This is a genomic window from Mycoplasma sp. 6243 (genome assembly GCF_051200785.1).
Lineage (GTDB): Bacteria > Bacillota_I > Bacilli_A > Mycoplasmatales > Metamycoplasmataceae > Mycoplasmopsis.
This window is the reverse complement of record NZ_CP195154.1, coordinates 1,117,600-1,124,702: the sequence shown is the minus strand read 5'-3', so window position 1 is coordinate 1,124,702 and position 7,103 is coordinate 1,117,600. Positions and strand designations below refer to the sequence as shown.

6 protein-coding genes are annotated in these 7,103 nt (G+C 25.4%); 5 read left to right on the top strand and 1 reads right to left on the bottom strand.

Features of this window, described 5'->3' with window-relative positions; genetic code table 4:
• Positions 1 to 69: 69 nt before the first annotated feature.
• From ACR82Z_RS04775 to ftsH, 4 genes are read left to right on the top strand one after another with little or no spacing between them, the layout of a single operon-like run.
• Complete coding sequence (locus ACR82Z_RS04775) at positions 70 to 2,466, top strand: ATP-dependent DNA helicase (RefSeq protein WP_435129501.1); 2,397 nt, start codon at positions 70 to 72, stop codon at positions 2,464 to 2,466.
• A gap of 1 nt (position 2,467) precedes the next feature.
• Positions 2,468 to 3,028 (top strand): aminoacyl-tRNA hydrolase, encoded by a 561-nt coding sequence (pth, locus tag ACR82Z_RS04770; protein WP_435129498.1) that lies wholly within the window; start codon positions 2,468 to 2,470, stop codon positions 3,026 to 3,028.
• Positions 3,018 to 3,890 (top strand): tRNA lysidine(34) synthetase TilS, encoded by an 873-nt coding sequence (gene tilS / locus ACR82Z_RS04765; RefSeq protein WP_435129495.1) that lies wholly within the window; start codon positions 3,018 to 3,020, stop codon positions 3,888 to 3,890. Before pth ends, tilS begins: the two co-directional genes overlap by 11 nt.
• 36 nt (positions 3,891 to 3,926) lie before the next feature.
• Positions 3,927 to 5,915 (top strand): ATP-dependent zinc metalloprotease FtsH, encoded by a 1,989-nt coding sequence (gene ftsH / locus ACR82Z_RS04760; protein WP_435129492.1) that lies wholly within the window; start codon positions 3,927 to 3,929, stop codon positions 5,913 to 5,915.
• Here the strand turns inward: ftsH and ACR82Z_RS04755 are convergent.
• Positions 5,912 to 6,517, bottom strand: a complete 606-nt coding sequence (locus ACR82Z_RS04755; protein ID WP_435129489.1) for a ribonuclease HII — start codon at positions 6,515 to 6,517, stop codon at positions 5,912 to 5,914. The two genes, ftsH and ACR82Z_RS04755, sit on opposite strands and share 4 nt — an antisense overlap.
• Positions 6,518 to 6,561: 44 nt before the next feature.
• Between ACR82Z_RS04755 and ACR82Z_RS04750 the strand changes: the two genes are divergently transcribed.
• Positions 6,562 to 7,095, top strand: coding sequence for a hypothetical protein (locus ACR82Z_RS04750; protein WP_435129486.1), 534 nt, complete (start codon positions 6,562 to 6,564; stop codon positions 7,093 to 7,095).
• The last annotated feature ends 8 nt before the right edge of the window (positions 7,096 to 7,103 follow it).

The following is a 7,103-nucleotide window of genomic DNA, read 5'->3' as shown; positions in this document are numbered from 1 at the left end:
ATAATATTTCAGATAATTAATCTTTAAAACCATTTAAATATAAAATAAAAAAGTATAATTTAATAATATATGAAAGAAAAAAACGATTCAATTTATAAAGAAACAGGGAAGTTTGTAAAAATAATTTCTGGTGGTTTTAGTCAAGGATGAGCTTTTATGATTTTTGAATCAACAGAAAAAAAACAAAAAAAAGCAATTTATGCAAGAAAAAATGTTCCTGAGTTATATAAAAAATATGAAATAACTTATGAAATATCAAATTACAAAGATAATAGACAAGGAATAAAACTTACATCATATATACCTGTTATTGAGTATGTTGATATAGATGTTGAATTAAAACAACATATAGAAAAGATACCTAAAGTAGGAAAAATAACAGCAAAAAAAATATTTGAACAATTTGGAAGGAAGTTTTTTGACTATTTAGAAGATCCAGAAAAGAATAGCAAAATTTTAAAAAGTGTTCTTTCAGATGTTCAAATAGAAAATTCTGTTAAATATTATAAACATAATAGTGATTCAGTAAAAAAAGTGTTAAATGCCGCATCTGTCGATTCAGAAGAATATAGAAAAAATATTGAATTTTTTTATGGTAATGATTTAGTAAATTTATATACTTTTCTAAAAATTAAATATCAAACAGATTTAGAGGATTTTATAAAAAAATATAAATTACTTAATCCGTATAAACTTTACCTTGAAGATTCGTACAATTTATATGACATAGATCGTTTTGCGATTTTGCTTGGTTGAAATCAGTTGTGCGAAGAAAGATTAGATGCTTTTATTCATACAGCATTTATAGATTTAGAAGACAATAATTCGACTTATATAAATTCAAATGAAATTGTTGATAAAACATTGACTATGATGTCCTTAGAAAAATTACCAGATTACCAAGAAATGGTAAAAAACAGGTTAAAAGAACTTACAAAATTAAAATATTTAATTAATGATCATTTTATGTATTGTCGTATCGAAATGCAAAAAAAAGAAGAATTTATAGTTGATAAATTAGTTAAAATAGATAAAAAAGAACCTTTGATACTAACAAAAGAATCTGAAGATAAATTAAATTATTTATCAAACGAACAAAGAGACGCATACTTTGCTTTTATAAATCATAATGTTTCAATTATTTCGGGAAACCCCGGAACAGGTAAAAGTAGTTTGATAAAACATTTTTATAATACCTTAAAACAAAACGATTATAAAATTGAATCTAATTTTTTTATTTTAGCACCAACAGGTAGAGCGGCTTCAAATTTATCATCTAAAGGACATTTTTATGCAAGAACTATTCATAGTTTTTTAAAAATAAAAGATGATAAAGAAGAAGTTTTAGAAAACGAAGATGCAGAAAAAGCAAAAGTTATAATAATCGATGAGTTTAGTATGGTTAATATAAATTTGTTTTATAAACTACTTAATAATTGTCCAAATTTAGAAAAAATAGTATTGTTAGGTGATAAGGATCAACTTCCTGCAATAGGGCCTGGTTATATATTAAATGATTTAATAAATAGTAAAAAAATAAAAACAACAGTATTAGAAAAATTTTATAGAAGTGATTCATTAGAGATTAAATCATATGTTGATTTTATAAATTTTCTTGGTAATTATAAAGATATCAGATATACAAAAAATATAAAAGAATATATAAAAGAGTTATTTAAAAGAAATTATATAAACGAACAACTTTATGAAAAGGTTATATCAATAGATTATTTGCCTTCTGAAGCAAATATATTTAATAAGATTCTAACATTTGAAAATAACTGAAATGATTGAATGGGATATTCGATAAAGAAAGAAAAAGTTAATTTTGTTATTTATAAAAACTTCGAAAAAGATATAGTTAATATATATAATGGAATTCTAAATAAATATGGTATTAATGATTCTATAATATTGTGCCCTATATATAAAGGTTTATATGGGATAAACAAAATAAATAATTTGATACAAAAACTTTATAATCCAAAAGGAAGAATTATTCATTCAACTAATTTTAATGATAATAAAGTTATTTATAAAATAGGTGATAAAGTAATTCAATTAGTCAATAAGTATGATAAAAATATTTCAAATGGTGATATAGGATATATAACTGATGAAAAGATAATTGATGGTAAGAGTCAAATAACAGTGACTTTTAAACAAGGAAATAAAAATATAAAAATTATTTATAATAAAGAAGAATTTAATGCTGAAATTAATTTAGCTTATGCTATAACAGTTCATAAATTTCAAGGAAGTGAAACAAAAGCAGTAATGTTTATAATAAATAATAATTTTAAACATATGCTAAACAGAAAACTTGTTTATACAGCGGTTTCACGTGCAATAAATGAAATATGAATATTTTCTCCAACTGAATTTTTATATTCACAACTTTTAGTTCCGCAATTTACAAAAGAAAAAGAAATATATACAAATATGCAGATTTTATTGAAGGATTAATATGAAATTAATAGTAGGTTTAGGAAACCCAGGGATTGAATATAAATATACAAGACATAATGCAGGTTTTTTAGTAATAGATGAAATTTGTAATAAATTGAATATATCATTAAATAAAACAAAATTTAATGGTGATTTTGTAAAAATCGATGATTTAATTATTGCAAAACCAAAAACCTTTATGAATTTATCAGGTAGCTTTGTTTCTTCAATGTGTAGTTTTTTTAAAATATTACCAGAGGACGTAATGGTAATTCACGATGAAAAAGATTATGAACTAGGAAGAGCAACTATTAAAATAGGTGGTTCTGGAGGAAGTCATAATGGTGTTAAAAATATAATTGACCAATTAGGGACTCAGGAATTTAAAAGACTTCGTATAGGAATAAAAACCCCTTTTCAAGGAGAATTAAAGGATTTTGTACTAGGAAAATTTACAAAAGAAGAATTTGAAATATTAAAACCTATTTTAAATATTTCAGCACAAGCAGCAATCTCATATGCGTTTAATGATATAAAAACAGTAATGAATAAGTTTAACCAAAAGAACAATGGAATATAAAAAAATTTTGTTAGCCGTTAGTGGCGGACCTGATAGTATGTATATGTTAAATAAGTATAAACATTTAGATGTTGTTGTTGCATATATTAATTATAATCAAAGGGAAGATAGTTATTTAGATGAGCAAATAGTTACAGATTTTTGTAATAAAAACAAAATTAAATTAGAAAAACTAGTTTTAAATAAAAGTGATTATATCTCAGGGAATTTTCAAGATTGAGCAAGAGAAAAAAGATTTATTTTTTTTAAAGAAATTTATTATAAATATAATCGTAATATACTTTATATTGCACATAATTTAGATGATTATTTAGAAACAGCACAAATGCAATTAGCAAGTAACAGAACATTTTCTTTATTAGGGATAAGAAAAAAAAGTTATTTATTTAATATGAATATATATAGACCATTTCTGTTTCGTTATTTTAAGGATACTATACTAAAAAAATGTAAAAAATATAATATACCTTTTCATATTGATTATACAAATAATCAGAATAAATATTTAAGAAATATTCAAAGAAATAAAAATAAATTATTGTCAAAATTTCAAAAAATACTAATATTAATTAATATTTATTTAAAAAACAGAAAAATACACAAAAATAATCAAATAACTGAAAAAGAATATAAAATATGATTAGAATCAAATTTTGCTCAGGAAATATTTCGTTTTTTTTTAAACAAACAAGAATTAATATATAAATTTATACATTTAAATTTTGATAATATTGAATTATCATCCAAAAAGATACAAGCGATTGAAAAATTTATACTCTCAAATAACAGAACAAGTGAATTTAAATTAAATGATAAAAACAAACTACGGAAGAAAAAAGGAAAAATAATTGCAAAAGAATAAAGAAAAACAATTTATAATTTAATATAAAGGAGAAAAATGTTTTCAAAAAACAGAAAATCAGTATTTTGAACGATTATAAGTATTATAATAATCGCAATCATTCTTTATTTTCTAATAACAAGTTTTTTAGGTTCTAAAGAAAAAACAATAAGTTTAACTCAATTAGCTCAAAAAGTAGTTGCAGCTGCTTCTGATAAAAACCACTCAACTTATTTTACACAAATGAGAGTTGATAGTTTTTCTAATACAATATCTGCAACTTTTAATCAAAAAGTGGTTGATGGTTCTATTATACAAAGTAATTATGTTATCTATGGAAGTTATAACTTATTTGAATCAATTTTAAAAGATATAAACTCTAATATTAAATTATCAGATGCATTTTTTGGTGACACATCACAAGGGATAGTGGGAGTGCAGGCACCAAAACCGAATGTTGCTTTAAATTTATTTATTAGTTTGATCCCAACATTGTTATTGATTGGAATAATATATTTTGTATATCGAGCTCAAGCAAAAATGATGTCAGGTCAAGGTGGAGCATTTGGAGAAAAAAATCCGGCTCAAATAATCAAATCTGATAAAAAATTTAGTGATATAGCAGGAAACAAAGAACCAATAGAAGAAATTTCTGAAATAGTTGATTATCTAAAAAATCCCAAAAAATATCAAGATTCTGGTGCGAGAATGCCACATGGGATATTATTAGGTGGTCCTCCCGGAACCGGAAAAACTCTATTAGCAAAAGCTACGGCAGGTGAGGCAAATGTTCCGTTCTTCTTTGTTTCTGCTTCTAATTTTGTTGAGTTATTTGTTGGTATGGGTGCAAAAAGGGTAAGACAAGTTATAGCAGAAGCAAGAAAAAACGCACCAGCAATTATATTTATAGATGAATTAGATGCAATCGGTAGAACACGTGGATCAGGTATAGGTGGTGGACACGATGAAAGAGAGCAAACATTAAACCAATTACTTGTTGAAATGGATGGGATAAAAGAAAACTCAGGACTTTTATTTGTTGCTGCAACAAATAGGACTGATGTTCTAGATCCTGCTTTAACTAGACCTGGTCGTTTTGACCGCGTTATAACAGTCGGATTACCTGATATAAAAGAAAGAGAAGAAATTTTAAAACTTCATGCAAAAGGAAAGAGATTTGCATCAAATGTATTGTTTTCAAACATCGCAAGAAGAACTCCGGGATTTTCGGGTGCTCAATTGGAAAATGTTGTTAATGAGGCAGTCTTGTTATCTATAAGAGAAAAATCAGATTTAATAACTTTAGAAATTATAGATGAAGCAATTGATCGTGTTATGGCAGGACCTGCTAAAAAATCAAGAACAATTACTAAAGAAGAACTTACAGCAGTTGCCTATCACGAAGCAGGGCATGCTGTTGTAGGGATAAGAATTCCAGGAGGTAATAAAGTTCAAAAAATTACCATTATCCCACGTGGGCAAGCAGGTGGTTATAATTTAATGATGCCTGAAAATGAAAAATATAATTATACTAAAGAAGAACTTTTAGCATCTATTGCTTCATTTATGGGTGGTAGAGCAGCAGAAGAATTTATTTATGGAAAAGATAATATTTCAACAGGAGCTTCTGATGATATAGATAAAGCAACCAACATTGCTCGTCGTATGGTAACAGAATTTGGAATGAGCGATTTAGGTCCGATAAAATATCATGAAGAAAATGGAAGTCCGTTTTTAGGAAAAACCCTTGCTACAAATTCATCTTTATCTAACCAAGTAAGTCATGAAATTGATTTAGAAATAAGAAAGATTATTTTAGAAGCACAACGTCGTGCATACCAAACAATTTCAGAAAATACAAAATTATTAGAATTAATCAAAACATTATTGCTTCAAAAAGAAACAATTATAGCTGAAGAAATATCTTATATAGCTGAACATCTTGAATTACCACCTGAACATAATAATTCATCAGAAAGTGATTCAAGTGATCAAAGTGTTGATGATTTAATTTTCTCAACAGAGCAAGAAAAAGAACAAGATTAGTTCTTTTTTTGTATTAAATTTAAAACAGGTTTATATTTAATTCGGTGATAATCTTTTAATATACCAAATAATTTCAAGGCTTGCAAATGTTCTTTAGTAGGATATCCTTTGTTTTTATCAAAATGATACTCAGGATGTATTTTATGTAAATTCATCATATATTTATCTCTTGCAACTTTTGCTAGTATGGATGCAGCAGCGACACAGAGAGCTTTATTATCACCTTTAACCAAGTTTATTTGTTTAATATCAAGATCAATTTTTTCATAATCTGTAATCGTTATCTGGGGTGTTTTTTCAAATGATTCAATACATTGTTTCATTCCGAGTTTTGATATTGCTTTTGGATTTGAGTTATTTATATCAAAAACATCATAAAATTTTATTTTATATTCTATAGCAATATCTTTAATAAGATTAGATAGTTGAATTCTTTTGTTTGGTGCAATTTGTTTAGAATCTTTTATATCTTTATTAAGATAATTTTTTGGAAGCATCACACAAGCAACAACTAAAGGTCCGGCGATACAACCTCGACCGACTTCATCGCAACCAGCAATATAATCATATTCACCAAGATGTTCTATTTCAAAGTTTAACATAACAATATTTTATAATTTATTATATAATTACAAAAGGAGAAAAAATGGCATCATATGTAACTGCAAAATGTAACAAATGTGGTCGAACATCTCATTATATTTTTGGTTTTTCTGAAGACTTAAGATTATTCGATTTATTTTTAAGTGAGTATAAAAAAGTACAAAAGGACTTGTTTAAAGAAGAAGAGTTTTATAAATACTTTAATGATTTATTTAATAAAGATATTGTAGAATATCAAAAATTAACTGATCAAGAAAAGAATGATATATTAAAACATAATTATCAAAATATTCTTAATTTCTTTTGAGAAGAAGAAATAAAGATGATAAAGAAAAATATATTAACAGGTTATGAGTTAGAACTATATCCTGTGGTTATTCTATCCAAACCCAAAGAAGAACGTGATATTCTAAATGTTCCGCTGTTAAAAGTGAAATTTTTAGACGGAAGTGAATATAATCGTAGATATAACCCACAACAATCACAATATGTGCAATTTAGCAAGGATCAAAAATTATTAACATGTCCATATGAATTAAAATTAACAGCTGAAAATATTAATGAAGAAGAGAGGTAAGGAGTAAT